The sequence below is a fragment of the Acidovorax sp. KPB24-03 genome (assembly GCF_057546605.1).
Window position 1 is genome coordinate 1 of sequence record NZ_BAAJYR010000027.1, and the last position, 17,239, is coordinate 17,239.

The window sequence follows — 17,239 nt, forward strand, 5'->3', positions numbered from 1 at the left end:
GATGCCGGGCCCCAGGCCGCGCGTCCGGGCAAGCTGGCGGCCCTGGCCGGCGGCAAATCGGCGGTGGCGGGCGCCAACACCATGGAAAAGGTGACCGACTACAAGGACGCCAGCACCTACAACAACTACTACGAGTTCGGCGTGGACAAGGCCGACCCGGCCCGCAACGCCCACACCCTGAAGACCACGCCCTGGACGGTCGAGGTCGAGGGGCTGGTCAACAAGCCGGGCAAGTTCGGCATCGAGGACCTCATCAAGCTCAGCGCCCAGGAAGAGCGCATCTACCGCCTGCGCTGCGTCGAGGGCTGGTCCATGGTGATTCCGTGGGTGGGCTACTCGCTGGCCGAGCTGCTCAAGCGCGTGGAGCCGCAGGGCAGCGCCAAGTACGTGGAGTTCGTCACGCTGGCCGACAAGAAGACCATGCCGTTCGTCGGCTCCGCCGTGCTCGACTGGCCCTACACCGAGGGGCTGCGCATGGACGAGGCCATGCACCCGCTCACGCTGCTCACCTTCGGCATGTACGGCGAGGTGCTGCCCAACCAGAACGGCGCGCCGGTGCGGCTGGTGGTGCCCTGGAAGTACGGCTTCAAGAGTGCCAAGAGCATCGTCAAGATCCGCCTGACCGATAAGGAGCCGGGCACGGCCTGGAACAAGGCCGCCAAGCAGGAATACGGCTTTTATTCCAACGTGAACCCGAACGTGGACCACCCGCGCTGGAGCCAGGCCACCGAGCGGCGCATCGGCGAGGACGGCCTGTTCGCCAAGAAGCGCAAGACGCTGATGTTCAACGGCTACGAGGCCCAGGTGGCCTCGCTGTACGCCGGCATGGACCTGAAGAAGTTCTACTGACCCGCCCCGAGTCCGACATCCCGCCGCCAGCGCCTTCGAGGGCCGCCGCCATGAAAAAACTGCTGATGCATCCCGCCGCCAAGCCGGTGGTGTTCGCCCTGTGCCTGCTGCCGCTGGCGTGGCTGGTGTTCGGCGCCGCCACCGACCGGCTCGGCCCCAACCCGGCCGAGGCGCTGATCCGCGAGAGTGGCGACTGGGCGCTGCGGGCCCTGTGCCTGGCGCTGGCGGTGACGCCGCTGCGCGTCATCACGGGCACGCCGGCCCTGGCGCGCTTTCGGCGCATGCTGGGGCTGTTCGTGTATTTCTATGCGGTGCTGCACCTCATGGCCTACGCCTGGCTGGACATGGGCTTCGACTGGCCGGAGATCGTGTACGACATCGGCAAGCGGCCTTTCATCCTGGTGGGCACGCTGGCCATCGTGCTGCTCACGCTGCTGGCGGCCACGTCGTTCAATCGCGCCATCCGCTGGCTGGGCGCCAAGCGCTGGCAGGCGCTGCACCGCATCGTCTATGCGGTCGCGGGGCTGGCGCTGCTGCACTTTTTCTGGATGCGCGCGGGCAAGAACAACTTCGCCGAGGTGGCGGTGTACGCGGCCATCCTGGGCACGCTGCTGGGCTGGCGCGTGTGGAAGCGCTACGCCCGGCGCCCGGTGGCCGCCCGCACGGCATGATGCTATTAAAAGAATAGCAATATGCCCTAGTACTGATTGTGCTGGAGGCCTTTTTGGCTAGGATCTCCCCTGCACGGCGTGCAGGGCCGGCCGCACCTGCCGCGTGGCCGGGTCGATGAAGGCCGTGGGGAACTGGTAGGCCCGGTCGTCGAACAGGTCGATGCCGCACATCAGGTTCTCGATCCAGTCGAAGAAATCGCCGATGGCCTTCGGTCCCATGATCGGCGCGCCGTGCTGGGGCACCAGCATGGCGATGTCCATCTGCCGCACCATGCGCACCCACAGCCGCAGGATCTTGTTGGACACCATGTAGCGGCGGTGGAACCCTTCCATGCGCGGAATGTGCGGCGCCAGATCGGTCACGGGCTCGCGCGCCTCGGTGCCCGAGGTCATCGACACGCCCAGGTCCCCCGTGAAGAGGATGCGGCTGACCGGGTCGTAAAAGTGGAAGTTGCCCTCGGAGTGCATGAAGTGCGCTGGCAGCAGCACCAGCTCGTGCCGCCCCAGCGGCAGGTGGCCGCCGCCGTCCGGCACGCCGATCACCCGGTTCTCCGTCTTGCCGACCTTGGTGAAATGCGGCGCGAAGCGCTCCCAAACGCGCGAGATCACCAGCGTGGCTTTGGTGCTGGTCATCCAGCGGTCGAGCGAGGCGATGATGTCCGGGTCGGCATGCGAGGCGATCAGGTACGACAGCTTGTGCGGCGGGAAATGCTTGGACATTCCCATGAACAGCTCGTTGAAGGCGAGGTTGCCGCCCGGGTCGATGATGGCGCCCGTGTCGCCGTCCACGATCAGGAATTGATTGGCCTGAACGGCCTGCCCGTCCTCCTCGATGAGGTCGGAGAACATCAGGCAGGCGTGGTGCTTGTCTCGGTACAGTTCCAGCGGTTCCAGGGCCATGGCATGCAGCATTCTTGAAAAATGCCAATGTAGGCCGCCCCCCGTGCACGGGGCTTGATGCGAATCAAGCGTTGGCCAGTCAGCCCACCAGTTTCTCGTGGCGGAAGGTGTCGGCCGCCGATTCGCGCGCGCGGATCAGGTGGGCCTGCGTGCCATCCACCAGCACTTCGGCCGGGCGGGCGCGCGTGTTGTAGTTGCTGCCCATCGAGCTGCAATACGCGCCGGCCGACAGCACGGCCAGGTGGTCGCCCGGCTGCACCGCCAGCGTGCGGTCGCGGCCGATCCAGTCGCCGCTCTCGCAGACCGGGCCCACCACGTCGTACACCCCGGCCGCTGCGCCGGCCGCGGCCGCCTGCACGGGCACGATGGCGTGGAACGCCTGGTACATCGCGGGGCGCGGCAGGTCGTTCATCGCCGCATCGACGATGCAGAAGTTCTTCTGCTCGCCGGGCTTCACGTACAGCACCTCGGTCACGCACACCCCGGCATTGCCCACCAGCGAGCGGCCGGGCTCGATCATGAAATGGCGGTCACCGAAGCCGCGCGCATCCAGCTTGGCCAGCAGCTTGGCCCACAGCGCATCGGCGGCCGGTGGCGTGTCGCCGTTGTAGTCGATGCCCAGGCCGCCGCCGAAGTCGATGTGGTGGATCGGAATGCCTGCGGCCTCGATCTCCTCGATCAGGTCGAGCAGTCGATCGGTCGCGTCGAGGTAAGGTGTCTCGTCGGTGATCTGCGAGCCGATGTGGAAGTCGATGCCGGCCACCTTCAGCCCCGGCAGCGACGCGGCATGCTGGTAGGCCGCGACGATGCGCTCGTGTGCCACGCCGAACTTGTTGCCCTTGAGCCCGGTGGAAATGTAGGGATGCGTCTTCGGGTCCACGTTGGGATTGACGCGGATGCTGATCGGCGCCTTCGTGCCGAAGGCCACGGCCACCTCGCTCAGCACGTCCAGTTCGGACTCGCTCTCGACGTTGAAGCAGCCGATGCCGGCCTGCAGGGCCTGCCGCATCTCGGCCCGCGTCTTGCCGACGCCCGAGAAGATGATCTTGCGCGGATCGCCGCCGGCGGCCAGCACGCGTTCCAGTTCGCCGCCGGACACGATGTCGAAACCGCAGCCCTGGCGCGCGAAAAGCTGCAGTACCGCCAGCGACGAGTTCGCCTTCATGGCGTAGCAGATCTGCACTTGGCGGCCGGCAAAGCCGCGCTGGTAGGCGGCCAGCGCGTCCAGCATGGACGCTTGCGAATAGACGTACAGCGGCGTGCCGTGCTGCCGCGCCAGGTCGGCCAGGGGGAGTTGTTCGATGAACAGTGCGTCGCCGCGGTGGGCGATGTGGGGATGGCCGGGCAGGGCAGGCAAGGTCATGGAGTCGGGGAGGAAGCGGAACGGGAGGGGGCGGTGGGGACGATCGGCGCCGGCGTGGGCGTGTCGCGCATCGGGTCCAGCGTCTGGGGCAGGGTGGCCCGCTGGCTGGCAGCGGGGTCGGTGGGCAGGTACAGCGGGCCGCGCTGGCCGCAGCCCGACAGGGCCGCCGCACTCGCAGCAAGGGCAAGCGTCCTGACTAGAATTTGCGATGCTCTCAACATCCGCCGATTCTAATGACTGACCTCGAATTCCTGGACCACGCGGAAAAGCTCCTGCTCGCTGTCGAGCAAGGCTGCGATCGCATCAACGACACCTCGGACGCCGACCTGGACGCACAACGCTCCGGAGGCATGGTGACCATCGCGTTCCAGAACGGCAGCCAGATCGTCATCAACCTGCAAAAGCCGCTGCACGAAATCTGGCTGGCCGCACAGTCCGGCGGCTACCACTACCGGTTCGACGGCCAGCGCTGGATGGACACCAAGGGGGCGGGCGAGTTCTTCGAAGCCCTGGACCGCAGCGCCAGCGAGCAGTCGGGACTGGCGCTGTCTTTCGCGCCCTGATCGCCTTCGGTCTGTAACAAAAAGCCCTTGCGCGATGGCCGCGCAAGGGCTTTTTTTGGTGGGACCGCGTGCCGGCGGTCCATGGGGTCAATTGCGGAACAGATCCAGGATCCGGTTGCGCTCCTCGGTCGGCGGGGGTGCCTGCGGCGGCGATCCGGGCACGGCGGCGGAGGCGTCTTCCATGCCCACGCTGGCGACACCCGCGTTGCGGGCGAACTCCTCATAGAACCATTCTCCGCCCACGTTCACCACGCCGGGCGGCACGGTAGGCTCCGCCACCGGGACGCCCTTGAGCGCGCGCTCCATGAAGCTGATCCAGATCGGCAGGCTCAGCCCGCCGCCGGTTTCGCGGCTGCCCAGGTTGCGGGGCGTGTCGTAGCCGATCCAGGTCACCGCGGCCACCGTGGGCTGGAAACCGGCGAACCAGGCATCGACGGCATCGTTGGTCGTGCCGGTCTTGCCGTACAGGTCGGGGCGCTTGAGCGTGGCCTGCGCACGCGCCGCCGTGCCGGAGCGGGTGACTTCCTGCAGCAGGCTGTCCATCACGAAGGCGTTGCGCGCATCGATCGCACGGGGGTTGTCGGAGGTGGCTGGCGGCTGGAAGTCCGACAGGATGCGGCCCTTGTGGTCTGTGACGCGGCTGATCAGGTAGGGGTTCACGCGGTAGCCGCCGTTGGCGAACACCGAATAGGCCGACACCATCTGCATGGGCGTGACCGACCCCGCGCCCAGCGCCATGGTCAGGTAGGGCGGGTGCTTTTCGGCGTCGAAGCCGAATTTGGATACCCATTCCTGGCCGTTCTTGGGGCCGACCGCCTGCAGGACGCGGATGGACACCACGTTCTTGGAGCGCGCCAGCGCGGTGCGCAAGGTCATCGGGCCGTCGTACTTGCCGTCGTAATTCTTGGGTTCCCAGGGCTGGCCGCCCGTGACGCCGGCGCTGAAGAACAGCGGGGCATCGTTCACCACGGTGGCCGGCGTGAAGCCTTTTTCCAGCGCGGCCGAGTAGATGAATGGCTTGAAGCTCGACCCTGGCTGGCGCCATGCCTGCGTCACATGGTTGAACTTGTTCTTGTCGAAATCGAAGCCGCCCACCAGGGCCTTGATGGCTCCGGTGCGCGGATCGACCGCCACCAGGGCGCCCTCGACTTCCGGCAGCTGGGTGATGTCCCAGGTCTTCTTGGGGGTCTGGATCACGCGGATCACCGCGCCGCGGCGAATCTTGACGTTCGGCGGCGCCTTGTCGCTCAGGCCCGACTGGGCCGGCTTCAGCCCGTCGCCGGTGATCTCGATCGGCTCGCCGCTGGCGCGCGCCGCCACGATCTTCTTGGGCGTCACCTCCAGCACCACCGCCGACATCACATCCCCGTTGTCGGGATGCAGGGCGAGGGTGTCGTCGATCACGTCCTCGGCTTCCTGGGCATTGGTGGGCAGGGCGACGAATTTCTCCGGCCCGCGGTAGTGCTGGCGGCGTTCGTAATCCATGATGCCCTTGCGCAAGGCGACGTACGCGGCTTCCTGGTCGCCGGCATTGAGGGTCGTGTAGACGTTGAGGCCGCGGGTGTAGGCCTCGTTACCGTATTGGGCGAAGATGAGCTGGCGGGCCATTTCTGCCACGTATTCGGCGTGGATGCGGGTGGAATCCGGGCCTGAGCGGATCTTCAGGTCCTCTTCCTTGGCGGCGGCGGCCTCCTGCGCGGTGATGAAACCGTTCTCCTGCATGCGGTCGATGATGTACAGCTGCCGGATGCGGGCGCGCTTGGGGTTGCTGATGGGGTTGTAGGCCGAGGGGGCCTTGGGCAGCCCGGCCAGCATGGCGGCCTCTGCGATGGAGATGTTCTGCAGGGGCTTGCCGAAATAAGCCTCCGAAGCTGCCGCAAAACCGTATGCCCTGTTTCCGAGATAAATCTGATTCATGTAGATCTCGAGAATCTGGTTCTTGGTCAGCAGGTGCTCCAATTTGAAGGTTAGTAATATTTCGTAAATTTTTCGGGTAAATGTTTTCTCGGATGACAAATAAACGTTCCGGGCCACCTGCATCGTGATCGTCGAGGCACCCTGGCTCTTCACACGGCCCATGTTGGCCAGCGCTGCGCGCACCACGCCTTTGTAGTCCACGCCACCATGCTGGAAGAAGCGTGCGTCTTCGATGGCCAGCACCGCGTTGGTCATGACCTTGGGAATGTCCTGGATGGGAGTGAGGTTGCGCCGTTCCTCGCCGAACTCGCCCAGCAAAGCGCCTTCGACCGAGTAGACCCGCATCGGCAGCTTGGGCCGATAGTCCGCCAGGTCCGAAATGTCCGGCAGGTTGGGGTAAGCCACCGTCAGCGCCACGGCGATCGTGAGCGCCACGCCCACGGCGCCGGCCGCCGCCAGCCCGAGCAACCACGCTGCGCTTCGGACAATCCAGCGCCACCATGCCGGCCGTTTCGGCGGATTCGGGTTGGGGGTCTTGTCGGTAGGTGATGACGGCATAGCGTTCCAGGAGAGAGCAACCGGCCATTATAAAAATATGGGCCTCACCCGTCTGCCAAATCACGCCAAAGGGTGGCGCACCTATACCACAGGCGCATGAATATCGGTATCGGAAGAGGCGGCAAATGAGCGTGTGCTTTTGACAACGTTCGGTCCGTAACAGCGCCGTAAAACTCTTGGCTGGCCTGCAACCTTACTGATAGCATTCATGTGAAGTGTTAAGTTTTGTTGCGTCAAATTGGCAAGTTACGGGGGCTAATCTTGATCTCTTTGGGGTCTTTGTTCAGTCGCCAGTCCGCGCCACTGCTGGGTATCGACATCAGTTCCTCGAGCGTCAAGCTGGTGGAGTTGGGGCGCGACAAGGCGGGAGGGCTGGTACTGGAGCGATGTGCGATCGAGCAGTTGGAGCGCGGTTGGATCACCGACGGCAACATCGAAAAATTCGATGAGGTCGCCGAGGCCCTGCGCCGGCTGGTCAAGAAGAGCGGCACCCGCACGAAAAACGTGGCATTGGCCTTGCCGCCATCGGCCGTCATCACCAAGCGCATCACCCTGCCCGGCGGCATGTCCGAGCAGGAGCTGGAAGTGCAGGTGGAATCCGAAGCCAACCAGTACATTCCGTTCTCGCTCGATGAAGTGAGCCTGGACTTCTGCGTGGTCGGCCCTAGCAAGAGCTCGCCCGGCGATGTCGATGTGCTGATCGCGGCGTCGCGCCGTGAAAAGGTGCAGGACCGTCAGGGCCTGGCCGAAGCGGCGGGCCTCAAGCCCGTGATCGTCGACATCGAATCGCATGCCTCCCGGCTGGCTGCGGGGCGCCTGATCGAAGCGCTGCCCAACCACGGCAACGATGCTTTGGTCGCGCTGTTCGAGGTCGGCGCATTGACCACCAGCATGCAGGTGCTTCGCAACGACGAAGTGCTGTACGACCGCGACCAGGCCTTCGGGGGGGCGCAGCTGACGCAATTGATCGTGCGGCAATACGGGTTCTCGCTGGAAGAGGCCGAAGGCAAGAAGCGCAGCGGTGACCTTCCGGACGACTACCAGTCGGCCGTGCTGCGTCCCTTCGTGGAAAGCATGGCGCAGGAAATCGGCCGTGCGCTGCAGTTCTTCTTCACCAGCACGCCCTACAACCGGGTCGATCACATCATGCTCGCGGGCGGCTCCGCGCCACTGCCTGGCTTGACCGAGGCTGTGACCCAGCATTCAGGCTGTGCCTGCACCGCCATCAACCCGTTCGACGGCATGGAAATCGGAAGCGCCGTGCGATTGAAGAAGATGGTGCGCGAGGCGCCTTCCTACCTCACGTCATGTGGTCTGGCCATGCGGAGGTTCCTGCAGTGATTCTCATCAACCTGCTTCCCCATCGCGAGGCGGCCCGAAAACGCCGCAAGGAATCGTTCCAGGCGACGATGTTCGCGTCTTTTCTGGTGGGGCTTGCCATTGCCGGCGGCATCTACTGGTGGTACCAGATGGTGATCACCGCCCAGCAGGACAAGAACACGTTCCTGCAAAGCGAGATCAAGGTTCTGGAAGGCCAGATCAAGGAAATCGCGACCATCGAAGAAGAAATCGCGGCCCTTCGTGCGCGCCAGAAGGCGGTGGAAGACCTGCAGTCGGATCGCAATCTGCCAGTGCACTTGCTCAATGAGTTGGTTCAACAGCTGCCAGATGGGGTTTACGTTACCAATCTCAAGCAAGTCGACCAGGTGATCACGATGCAGGGGATGGCGCAATCGAACGAGCGTGTGTCGGAGATGCTGCGCAATCTGGCCGACAACACACCGTGGTTCTCCAAGCCCGAATTGGTAGAGATCGTTGCGGCCAACATCGCGCTGAACCCGAGGGAGCAGCGCCGCGTGGCCTCCTTCAACCTCCGGTTTCGGCTGATGCGCACGAGCGAGGCGCAAAAAGCCATTGGCGCTGCAAGTACCCCTGCCACTGCGCCCAAAGCGGTTGGAAAGTGATCATGGCAACGAAAAAAGCGTCTTCCGTGGACTTTGTGGCGCTGCAGTCCAGCTTGCAGCGGCAGTTCCGCAACCTTGATCCCAAAGATCCTTCTCTGTGGCCGGTGCTGCCGAGAATCCTGCTTTGCATCGCCATCGCGGCGGGCATCGCTACCTTCCTGTGGTTCTTCAAGCTGAATGAGTACGAGGCGGAGCTGGAAGCCGAGCAGGCCAAGGAACTCACCTTGCGCGCCGATTATGAAAAGAAGCTCGTAAAGGCCGTGAGTCTGGACGCGCTCAAGAAGCAGCGCGAGCAGGTGCAGCAGTATGTGATCCAGCTGGAAAAGCAGTTGCCGAGCAAGGCGGAGATGGCGGCTCTTTTGTCTGATATCAATCAGGCAGGCCTGGGTCGCAGTTTGCAGTTCGAATCGTTCAAGCCGGGCCAGATCGTGGTCAGGGATTATTATGCGGAGTTGCCGATTTCTATTAGAGTGACAGGCCGATACCATGATATCGGTGCATTTGCCGCTGATATTGCCAATCTTTCCCGGATCGTGACGCTGAATAATATTTCCATCCTCCCTGCAGGCAAGGATGGCGGCACCCTCACGATGGAAGCCACGGCGAGAACGTTCCGCTATCTGGACCCTGAAGAAATTCAGGCGCAGCGCCAGGCAGCGGGTGGAGCGAAGAAATGAGAATGTGGCACATCGCTTTGCTGGCAGTCTGCGCGGCGTTGATGGGTTGTGAATCTTCGGGTCAGGACGAGCTTCGCCAGTGGATGACGGATTTGCGTGCCAACACCAAGCCGCGCATTACCCCCCTTACCGAACCCAAGCAATTCCAGCCGCAGAACTATCAGGCGGATGGAGCAACGGATCCCTTCAATTCCATCAAATTGACACAGGCCCTCAGGCGCGATTCGACCCAATTGGCGGCCAACGCCACCTTGATTGCGCCGGAAATGGCGCGTCGCAAGGAGCCTTTGGAAGCTTATCCCCTGGATACCATGTCCATGGTCGGCAGTTTGAATAAAACCGGCACGCCGACGGCCTTGCTCAAGGTGGATAACTTGTTGTACCAGGTTCGGGTCGGCAATTACCTTGGACAGAATTATGGAAGGATTACCCAAATCACTGAAACAGCCATTCAGTTACGGGAAATCGTTCAGGATGCAACGGGTGACTGGATAGAGCGTCAGACCACGCTCGATCTCCAAGAGGGGAAGAAATGATTCAGAAAAACAGTTTTGGTGCACGCTATCGAGCGTTGTTGTTGGCTGCTGTGGCATCGCTGGGCAGCACCTGGGCTTATGCCCAGACCGCCATCGAAGCCGTCCAGGGGGTCATGCAGGGCGGGACCGAATTGGTACGCATCGATTTGTCGCAACCCCTTTCCACCCTGCCAACCGGTTTTGCCATTCAGGCCCCGGCCAGGATTGCGCTCGATTTTCCGGCGACGACCAATGCGACAGGCAAGTCGCTGGTGGAAGTCAACCAAGGCAATCTGAAGTCCGTGAACATCGTTCAGGCAGGCGACCGGTCCCGCGTCGTCCTGAACCTCAAGCAACCCACGTCGTACCGTGCCGAAATCCAGGGCAAGTCCTTGATGGTGGCACTGGAGCCCGTGTCGAACACGGCGGCGGCGCAACCGGCGCCGGTGGCGGTTTTTGCGGAAGACCGCAACAGCGACGTCCTCCCCCTGCGTGACCTCGACTTCCGCCGCGGCAGCGATGGGGCGGGCCGCGTGATCGTGGGCCTGGCCAACAACCAGGTCGGCGTGGACCTGCGTCAGCAAGGCAAGGGCCTGGTGGTCGAATTCCTGAAATCGTCGCTGCCGGAGGGCTTGCGCCGCCGCCTGGATGTGACGGACTTCGGCACCCCGGTGCAGATCGTCACGACATCGCAGCAAGGTGAGCGTGTTCGGATGACCATCGATCCCATCGGCGAATGGGAGCACAGCGCCTACCAGAGCGACAACCAGTTCGTGGTGGAAATCCGCCAGAAGAAGGTGGACCTGAGCAAGCTGACGCAGGGCCCCGGGTTCAGCGGCGAAAAACTGTCGCTCAACTTCCAGAACATCGAAGTGCGTTCGTTGCTGCAGGTGATTGCGGACTTCACGAACTTCAACATCGTCACCTCCGACACCGTCACCGGCGCGCTCACGCTGCGTCTGAAGGACGTGCCATGGGATCAGGCCCTGCAGATCATCATGGACGCCAAGGGTCTCGGCATGCGCAAGTCCGGCACGGTCCTCTGGATCGCGCCCAAGGACGAAATCGACGCGCGTACCAAAAAGGATTACGAGGCAGCGCTGGCAATCCAGAAGCTCGAGCCACTGCGCACCCAGGCGTTCCAGCTGAACTATGCCAAGGCTGCCGACATGGTGACCCAACTGGCAACCAGCACGAGCAGCGGCGGTAGCAGCGGTGTGTCCACACGCTTTCTGTCCGAGCGGGGCAGTGCAATCTCCGAGCCGCGAACCAATCAGCTTTTCGTGACGGACACGCCAAGCAAGCTGGAAGAGGTGCGGCAACTGCTGTCGACGCTGGATGTGGCGGTGCGCCAGGTCATGATCGAAGCGCGGATTGTCGAAGCGCGCGACACCTTCGGCCGATCGCTCGGCGTCAAGCTGGGTGCCTCTGACCTGAGGGCCAGCCGCGGCGGCGACGGTGGCTACGGCATCGGTGGCAACAACCGTGTCGCTTTCGGCACAAGCTACAGCAACGCCGTCTCCACGAGCGGTGCCAGTTCCACGGCCACCGATCCTGGAGGCACGTTCGTCAATCTGCCGGCGCAGCTGTCCACGACGAGTGCGGTGGGCTCGTTTGCCCTGTCCATCTTCAATTCGGCGGCCAATCGTTTCCTGACCCTCGAGCTGTCGGCGATGGAGGCCGACGGCCAAGGCAAGATCGTGTCCAGCCCGCGTTTGATCACGGCAGACCAGACGAAAGCCTTGATCGAGCAGGGCACCGAGTACCCCTATTCCGTCACGGCCCCCAACGGCGCCACCACCATCGCCTTCAAGAAGGCGGTGTTGAAGCTGGAAGTGACGCCGCAGATCACCCCGGAGGGCAACATCATTCTTGATTTGGATGTCAACAAGGACAGCCGTGGCGAGAGCACGACGCAGGGCGTGGCCATCGACACCAAGCACATCAAGACCCAGGTGTTGATCGAAAATGGCGGGACCGTGGTGATCGGGGGTATCTTCGAGATGGAAGAAACCAACCAGGAAAATAAAATTCCCGTGCTGGGCGATGTGCCGGTGGTGGGCAACCTCTTCAAAAGCCGGACCAAAGAATCCACGAAGCGGGAAATGCTGGTATTCATCACACCCAAAGTCATTTCCGATCGCGGACCAGTTCGTTAACTATAGGTAAATAATGAAGTCATTCATCAAAATCATTGCCCTATCGCTGGCTGCCACTCTGGTTGCTTGCGGTGGCGGCGGGGGGAGCGCTGGCACCACGCCCGGAGGAACGACTCCGGTCAGCACGGCAGCCTCTGTGGAAATCTTGACGTCTGCCACGGGCCTGGCGTCGGCCGACAAGACCGGCCTGACGTTGACCGCCGTGGTGAAGGACGCCGCCAACAATGCGCTGTCCGCACAGGCGGTGTCGTTCACGGCATCCAGCGGCACGCTGGCAAGCGTCGTGGGCACCACGGCTGCAGACGGCAAGGCGACAGCGGTGTTGACCGCCGGTACGGACCGTTCCAACCGTGACATCGCCGTCACGGTGAAGTCGGGATCGATCACGAAATCCATCACCATTCCGGTGACGGGTACCACGTTGACCGCATCGGGTTCGTCGTCTCTACTGACCGGTGCCACGACCAATTTCGCAGTGAGCGTGAAGGACAGCGGCGGTGCGGCCATTGCCGCCAGCACGGTGGCCGTCACGTCGTCTCTGGGCAATGCCATCACCATGGCCAGCACTTCGACGGACGCCAATGGCGCCGTGACGTTCGCTTACGCGGCAACGCGCAGCGGCACGGACACGGTGACCATCCAGAGCGCGGGTGCGCAGACCCAGATTTCCATCAATGTCACCAGCGTGGATTTCGCGTTCTCGGCGCCCACGGCCAACACCGAAGTCGAGGTCAACACGGCGCGGACGGTCTCCGTGCGCTACGCATCCGGCGGCGCCGGTGTGGCGGGCAAGGTCATCTCGTTCAGCACCACCCGCGGCTCGGTGTCTCCCAGCCAGGCGACGACCGATGCCAATGGCATTGCGTCTACCCAGGCTTCGGCCGCATCCGTGGGCGTGGCGACGATCAGCGCGGTGGTGGACAACGGTGCCGTGACCACGCTGCCGCTGAATTTCATCGCTTCGACGCCAGCCTCGCTGGTGCTGCAGACGTCTTCCGCCGCTTTGCCCCCGAACGTGGCAGGCAGCTCCGCCAACCAGGTCCAGTTGCGCGCCACGGTGCGTGATGCCGCCGGCAACGCCGTCAAGGGCAAGACCGTTTTCTTCACGGCAGTGCAGGATCTGAGCGGTGGCAGCATCAAGACGGGCTCGGCCGTCACGGATGCCAACGGCTTGGCGACGGACGTCTTCATTTCTGGTGCCACGTCCACAGCCGCCAACGGCGTGCAGATTCGTGCGACCGTTGCCAACACCAATGTGACGGCCACGTCTTCGCTCACGATCAGCAGCCAAGCGCTCTTCATCACGATCGCAGCCAACAACACCGTTGAAAAGCTGAACACGACGTACCGCAAGACGTTCTCTGCTCAAGTGAACGATGCTAACGGCGCACCCGTGGCGAATCAAAATCTGACGCTTTCCTATTGGGTTCCGAACTATCTCAAAGGCTCGCCTTTGGTCTTTAACGATGCAGCCTCTGCTTGGGGCTACAACCAAGCAGGTACTGTAATTTCTTGTCTTAACGAAGACACGAATCGCAACGGTATTCTGGATGCGGGCGAAGATACCAATGGCAATGGTCAACTCACGCCAGGTTTGCCTGGAGTGATTGCACCTGCATCGGTGACGACCGATGCGGCCGGCTCTGCCGAATTCACGTTGACCTACGGACAGCAGTACGCCTTCTGGGTGAATTTCGAACTGGCGGCTAAGGCTATTGTGTCCGGGACGGAATCCAGCTCCTTCTTTGCATTCGTGGCAGGGGCCGCAGTGTCTGACTTGACAGACAAAACGAGTCCTCCGGCTTCCGTTGTGAGCCCCTTCGGAAGAGCAACCAGTTGCAGCAACCCCAACTGAGTCTCCACCTCATCGGCCTACCAGGCTCCGGGAAATCCACCGTCGGGCGTCAACTCGCCCGGCGGCTGGGGATTCCCTTCATCGATTCAGACCACGTGATCGAGCAGCGCATCGGCTGCTCGATCCGTGGTTTTTTCGATCGTGAGGGGGAAGCCGCCTTTCGCGACATCGAAGAGCAGGTGATCGATGAGCTGACCGCGGGTCGAAGTGCGGGCCCGGCGCATGTGCTGGCCACGGGCGGCGGCGCCGTGCTGCGTGCGCCCAACCGCGACCGCCTCAGGGCGCATGGCAAGGTGGTCTATCTCGACGCGTCGCCCGAGGACATCGTTCGCCATGTGCGGCACGACACGTCCCGCCCCCTGCTGCAGGGAGCGGACCCGCTGGGCCGGTTGAAGGACCTGCACCAGCAGCGGGATGCGCTGTACCGGGCCACGGCCCACTATGTGGTGTCCACGGGGCGGGGCAAGACCGTCGCGGCGTTGGTGAATCACATCGCGATGCAACTGGAACTGGCCTCCGTCGGCTGACGGCGGCGCTGCTTCCACGGTTGCACACTTTCGCGCCGGTCACCGACGGCACGGTGCATGCCCGCGGCAACAATACTGTCCACCCGTTGGCCTCTGGCAGCGCTGGTGCAGCGAGCCTCTTTTTCCTCTCCCATCTCTCCCTCCGAATGTCCACATGTTGTGGCAGCACGGTACTGATCGAGACTTTGGCTGCAGACATCCGTCCGCATGGGCGGCCCGGCGGCCCGCTAGACTCTCGACCATGGATCACGACATGCCCCTGGTATCCCAGGCCCCCCTTTCCCGCGCCGCCCATCCATCCGCCAGCGCACTGCAGGGCGATCGCCCCGCCCAGGTGGACATTGCCCTGGGCGACCGCAGCTACCCCATCCTCATCGGCGAATCGTTGCTGGACGACCCGGCCACCTACCAGGCCTTGCCGGCCGCCGCGTCGGCCCTGATCGTCACCAATTCGACCGTGGCGCCGCTCTATGTGCAGCGGCTCGAGGCTGCGCTGACGTCGCGCTACCCACGGGTGCTGCAGGTCGTCCTGCCCGATGGCGAAGAACACAAGACCTGGCAGACGCTGAACCTCGTCTTCGATGCGTTGCTGGCCAACGGCTGCGACCGCAAGACCGTGCTGTTCGCCCTGGGCGGCGGCGTGGTGGGCGACATGACCGGGTTCGCTGCGGCCAGCTACATGCGCGGGGTGCCGTTCGTGCAGGTGCCCACCACGCTGCTGGCGCAGGTCGATTCGTCGGTGGGGGGCAAGACCGCCATCAACCACCCGCTGGGCAAGAACATGATCGGCGCGTTCTACCAGCCGCAACTGGTGGTGTGCGATCTGGCCACGCTCGACACCCTGCCGCCCCGCGAGCTGAGCGCGGGGCTGGCGGAAGTCCTCAAGTACGGACCGATCGCCGACATGGCGTTCCTCGGCTGGCTCGAGACCGCGATGGATGCCCTGCGTGCCGGCGACCATGCCGCGCTGGCCCACGCCGTGCGGCGCAGCTGCGAGATCAAGGCCTTCGTGGTGGGCCAGGACGAGCGCGAGGCCGGCCTGCGGGCCATTCTCAACTTCGGCCACACGTTCGGCCACGCCATCGAGGCGGGCATGGGCTACGGCGTCTGGCTGCATGGCGAAGGCGTGGCGGCGGGCATGGTGATGGCGGCCGAGCTGTCGTACCGGCTGGGGCTGGTGGACGCGGCCTTCGTGCAGCGACTGCGCCAGCTGATCGAGCGTGCGGGGCTGCCCGTGCGCGGCCCGGTGATCGATGCCGCGGACAACGCGGGCCGCTATCTCGAACTGATGCGGGTGGACAAGAAATCCGAAGGGGGCGAGATCCGCTTCGTGGTGATCGACGGCCCCGGGCGCGCGGCGGTGCGTGCCGCGCCGGATGCGCTGGTGCGCGAAGTCATCGACGCCTGCTGTGCCTGAGGCTATTGGTTGAATCGCATGCAATTGAAGCCAGTCGAGCGGTGAAGACCCTTTTAATGCAGCCCCCTGGATTGGCGCCGTACGCCTGCGACCCGGCCGATACCCGGGGGCGCCGCCATCCCCAGTCGGCGGCGCCCACGCGCTCGGAGTACCAGCGCGACCGCGACCGCATCGTGCATTCCACCGCCTTCCGCCGGCTGGTCTACAAGACGCAGGTGTTCCTGAACCACGAGGGCGACCTGTTCCGCACGCGCTTGACGCACTCGCTCGAAGTGGCGCAACTGGGCCGCTCGATCGCCCGTTCGCTGCGCATCAACGAGGACCTGGTGGAGGCCATCTCCCTGGCGCACGACCTGGGCCACACCCCGTTCGGCCACGCCGGGCAGGACGCCCTGCATGAATGCATGGCCGCGCACGGCGGCTTCGAGCACAACCTGCAGAGCCTGCGCGTGGTGGACGAGCTGGAAGAGTGCTATCCCGACTACAACGGCCTGAACCTCACGTTCGAGGCGCGGGAAGGCATTCTCAAGCACTGCTCGCGCGCCAACGCCGAGCGCATGGAGGCGCTGGAGCCCGGCGGCATCGGCCAGCGCTTCCTGCTGCGTGGGCAGCCCAGCCTGGAGGCGCAACTGTGCAACCTGGCCGACGAGATCGCCTACAACGCGCACGACATCGACGACGGCGTCCGCTCCGGCCTCATCACGCTGGCGCAACTGAGCGAGGTGCCGCTGTTCGAGCGCTACCGCGCCGAGGCCGAGCGCGACCACCCGCACTTGGCGGCGCCGGCGGGCCAGCGGCGGCTTCTGAACGAAGCGATCCGGCGCATGCTCAGCGCACAGGTGTATGACGTGATCGATGCGACCAACGCCGCCATCGCCCAGTCCGCGCCGGCGCGGGTGGATGACGTGCGCCGTGCGCCGCCCCTGGTGGCGTTCAGCGCCGAGATGCGCGCGCAGTCGCAGGGGCTGAAGCGCTTTTTTGTTCCAGAACCTGTACCGCCACCCGCAGGTGATGGAAACCACCGGACGCGCCCAGCAGGTGGTGCGCGATCTGTTCGCAGCCTACACGGACTCACCCGAGGCGATGAAGCCGCGCTTCGCGGCGCGTGCCGCGGCCGGCAACGAGGTGCAGCGGATGCGCACGGTGGCGGACTTCATCGCCGGCATGACGGACCGCTTCGCGGTGCGCGAGCACGAGCGGCTCACGGGCCAACGGCTGTTGTCCTGATCGCTCCGGGCGCGCGGGCCGAACGCTGCCACGGTCTGGCGGCACGGCCCCGCCGCAAGGCCCACCCGCGCCCGGCC

At 64.1% G+C, this 17,239-nt stretch carries 15 protein-coding genes and 1 pseudogene; 12 read left to right on the top strand and 4 right to left on the bottom strand.

Translation table 11 applies throughout. From position 1 onward, the window contains the following. Both msrP and AC27KI_RS06180 read left to right on the top strand, forming a co-directional pair. Positions 1–849 (top strand): protein-methionine-sulfoxide reductase catalytic subunit MsrP (msrP, locus tag AC27KI_RS06175; RefSeq protein ID WP_487113056.1); only part of this gene is annotated, 849 nt, incomplete at its 5' end. A gap of 50 nt (positions 850–899) precedes the next feature. Then, positions 900–1,520 (top strand): protein-methionine-sulfoxide reductase heme-binding subunit MsrQ, encoded by a 621-nt coding sequence (locus tag AC27KI_RS06180; RefSeq protein WP_487088634.1) that lies wholly within the window; start codon positions 900–902, stop codon positions 1,518–1,520. Positions 1,521–1,577: 57 nt separating this feature from the next. Here AC27KI_RS06180 and AC27KI_RS06185 read toward each other — a convergent pair whose 3' ends face one another. From AC27KI_RS06185 to lptM, 3 genes are all read right to left on the bottom strand, one after another. Then, a complete protein-coding gene (locus AC27KI_RS06185; RefSeq protein WP_272567546.1) occupies positions 1,578–2,420 on the bottom strand; it encodes an oxygen-binding di-iron domain-containing protein in 843 nt (280 codons plus the stop codon). Positions 2,421–2,499: 79 nt separating this feature from the next. Continuing rightward, the gene (lysA, locus tag AC27KI_RS06190) at positions 2,500–3,783 is read right to left on the bottom strand and encodes a diaminopimelate decarboxylase (RefSeq protein ID WP_487088636.1); all 1,284 of its coding nucleotides are present in this window, start codon (positions 3,781–3,783) and stop codon (positions 2,500–2,502) included. Beyond that, entirely contained in the window at positions 3,780–4,004 is a 225-nt protein-coding gene (lptM, locus tag AC27KI_RS06195) for an LPS translocon maturation chaperone LptM (protein ID WP_272567549.1), read from the bottom strand. The genes lysA and lptM overlap by 4 nt, the downstream gene beginning before the upstream one ends. Positions 4,005–4,016: 12 nt before the next feature. On the opposite strand from lptM, the gene cyaY reads away from it, so the two are divergent. Further along, positions 4,017–4,346: an iron donor protein CyaY gene (gene cyaY / locus AC27KI_RS06200; RefSeq protein ID WP_272567550.1), complete on the top strand. Its 330-nt coding sequence runs from the start codon at positions 4,017–4,019 to the stop codon at positions 4,344–4,346. Positions 4,347–4,433: 87 nt separating this feature from the next. Here cyaY and AC27KI_RS06205 read toward each other — a convergent pair whose 3' ends face one another. Next, on the bottom strand, positions 4,434–6,821 hold the full coding sequence (locus AC27KI_RS06205; protein WP_487088639.1) for a penicillin-binding protein 1A: 2,388 nt from the start codon (positions 6,819–6,821) through the stop codon (positions 4,434–4,436). Positions 6,822–7,082: 261 nt separating this feature from the next. Between AC27KI_RS06205 and AC27KI_RS06210 the strand changes: the two genes are divergently transcribed. The 9 genes and pseudogenes from AC27KI_RS06210 (at position 7,083) to AC27KI_RS06250 (ending at position 17,162) form a co-directional block, all read left to right on the top strand. Further along, positions 7,083–8,162, top strand: a complete 1,080-nt coding sequence (locus tag AC27KI_RS06210; RefSeq protein ID WP_284429908.1) for a pilus assembly protein PilM — start codon at positions 7,083–7,085, stop codon at positions 8,160–8,162. Further along, the gene (locus tag AC27KI_RS06215; RefSeq protein ID WP_284410955.1) at positions 8,159–8,785 is read left to right on the top strand and encodes a PilN domain-containing protein; all 627 of its coding nucleotides are present in this window, start codon (positions 8,159–8,161) and stop codon (positions 8,783–8,785) included. Before AC27KI_RS06210 ends, AC27KI_RS06215 begins: the two co-directional genes overlap by 4 nt. Before the next feature lie 2 nt (positions 8,786–8,787). Next, positions 8,788–9,462 carry a type IV pilus inner membrane component PilO gene (locus AC27KI_RS06220; protein WP_284396664.1) on the top strand — a complete coding sequence of 225 codons (675 nt, stop codon included), beginning with the start codon at positions 8,788–8,790 and terminating at the stop codon, positions 9,460–9,462. Continuing rightward, positions 9,459–9,998: a pilus assembly protein PilP gene (locus AC27KI_RS06225; protein ID WP_272567557.1), complete on the top strand. Its 540-nt coding sequence runs from the start codon at positions 9,459–9,461 to the stop codon at positions 9,996–9,998. Before AC27KI_RS06220 ends, AC27KI_RS06225 begins: the two co-directional genes overlap by 4 nt. After that, positions 9,995–12,136, top strand: a complete 2,142-nt coding sequence (locus AC27KI_RS06230; protein ID WP_487088642.1) for a type IV pilus secretin PilQ — start codon at positions 9,995–9,997, stop codon at positions 12,134–12,136. Before AC27KI_RS06225 ends, AC27KI_RS06230 begins: the two co-directional genes overlap by 4 nt. A 13-nt stretch (positions 12,137–12,149) precedes the next feature. Continuing rightward, complete coding sequence (locus tag AC27KI_RS06235) at positions 12,150–13,991, top strand: beta strand repeat-containing protein (protein ID WP_487088644.1); 1,842 nt, start codon at positions 12,150–12,152, stop codon at positions 13,989–13,991. Next, a complete protein-coding gene (locus tag AC27KI_RS06240; protein WP_284429911.1) occupies positions 13,973–14,518 on the top strand; it encodes a shikimate kinase in 546 nt (181 codons plus the stop codon). The genes AC27KI_RS06235 and AC27KI_RS06240 overlap by 19 nt, the downstream gene beginning before the upstream one ends. Before the next feature lie 253 nt (positions 14,519–14,771). Next, on the top strand, positions 14,772–15,935 hold the full coding sequence (aroB, locus tag AC27KI_RS06245) for a 3-dehydroquinate synthase (protein ID WP_487088646.1): 1,164 nt from the start codon (positions 14,772–14,774) through the stop codon (positions 15,933–15,935). A gap of 56 nt (positions 15,936–15,991) precedes the next feature. Continuing rightward, positions 15,992–17,162, top strand: a pseudogene (locus AC27KI_RS06250) (deoxyguanosinetriphosphate triphosphohydrolase). The last annotated feature ends 77 nt before the right edge of the window (positions 17,163–17,239 follow it).

Coding starts and splice junctions, on each gene's coding strand:
- AC27KI_RS06180 (WP_487088634.1), top strand. CDS start 900: ATGAAAAAACTGCTGATGCATCCCGCCGCCAAGCCGGTGGTGTTCGCC.
- AC27KI_RS06185 (WP_272567546.1), bottom strand. CDS start 2,420: ATGGCCCTGGAACCGCTGGAACTGTACCGAGACAAGCACCACGCCTGC.
- lysA (WP_487088636.1), bottom strand. CDS start 3,783: ATGACCTTGCCTGCCCTGCCCGGCCATCCCCACATCGCCCACCGCGGC.
- lptM (WP_272567549.1), bottom strand. CDS start 4,004: ATGTTGAGAGCATCGCAAATTCTAGTCAGGACGCTTGCCCTTGCTGCG.
- cyaY (WP_272567550.1), top strand. CDS start 4,017: ATGACTGACCTCGAATTCCTGGACCACGCGGAAAAGCTCCTGCTCGCT.
- AC27KI_RS06205 (WP_487088639.1), bottom strand. CDS start 6,821: ATGCCGTCATCACCTACCGACAAGACCCCCAACCCGAATCCGCCGAAA.
- AC27KI_RS06220 (WP_284396664.1), top strand. CDS start 8,788: ATGGCAACGAAAAAAGCGTCTTCCGTGGACTTTGTGGCGCTGCAGTCC.
- AC27KI_RS06225 (WP_272567557.1), top strand. CDS start 9,459: ATGAGAATGTGGCACATCGCTTTGCTGGCAGTCTGCGCGGCGTTGATG.
- AC27KI_RS06230 (WP_487088642.1), top strand. CDS start 9,995: ATGATTCAGAAAAACAGTTTTGGTGCACGCTATCGAGCGTTGTTGTTG.
- AC27KI_RS06235 (WP_487088644.1), top strand. CDS start 12,150: ATGAAGTCATTCATCAAAATCATTGCCCTATCGCTGGCTGCCACTCTG.
- aroB (WP_487088646.1), top strand. CDS start 14,772: ATGCCCCTGGTATCCCAGGCCCCCCTTTCCCGCGCCGCCCATCCATCC.